Here is a 602-nt window from a genome sequence, read left to right as displayed (position 1 = left end):
CGGCCTCGCCCGCCGCCTCGCCCACATCCTCACCACCCGGGGCATCGACCCCACCAGCACGCCGGTCGCCGAGGCGGAGCCGGTCCCGGCCCTGCTGGCCGCCGAGTCGCGGATCCCCGCCCGCTACCGGGGTGCCACGGCGGACCATCCGGCGGTCGCCGCCTGGGTCCGGGACATCGCCGAGGCCGGTCGGCCCGGTCCGGGCGGTGCGCCGGGGATCGCGCAGGGCCGGTCGCTGCTGATCGCCGGAACGACCGGAACGGGTAAGACCCACCAGGCGTACGGCGCGGTCCGCAGCCTCATCTCCGCCGGGGTCCGGCTGCGGTGGAAGGCGGTCACCGCCGCCGACCTCTACGCCGACCTCCGGCCCCGCCCCGGGCACGACGGCGAGCGCGAACTCCGGGACCTGGCCCGCTGCCCACTACTGATCATTGACGACCTCGGTGCGGCGAAGCACAGCGAGTGGACCGAGGAGATCACCATGCGGCTGATGAACCGCCGCTACAACGAACTCCTCCCGACCCTGGTCACCACCAACCTCGGCATGGCCGACCTGCGCGCCCACATCGGCGACCGTGTCGCCTCCCGCCTGAGCGAGATGG

1 protein-coding gene is annotated in these 602 nt (G+C 74.4%); it reads left to right on the top strand.

All coding sequences use genetic code 11. The features are described from left to right. The coding region (locus FF041_RS32460; RefSeq protein WP_228388793.1) for an ATP-binding protein at window positions 1-602 on the top strand (602 nt) is incomplete at both ends.

The sequence above is a fragment of the Streptomyces jumonjinensis genome (assembly GCF_009600885.1).
Classification (GTDB): Bacteria; Actinomycetota; Actinomycetes; order Streptomycetales; family Streptomycetaceae; genus Streptomyces; species Streptomyces jumonjinensis.
Note: the sequence above shows the minus strand (reverse complement) of the source record. Positions and strands in the feature narration are given on the sequence as shown.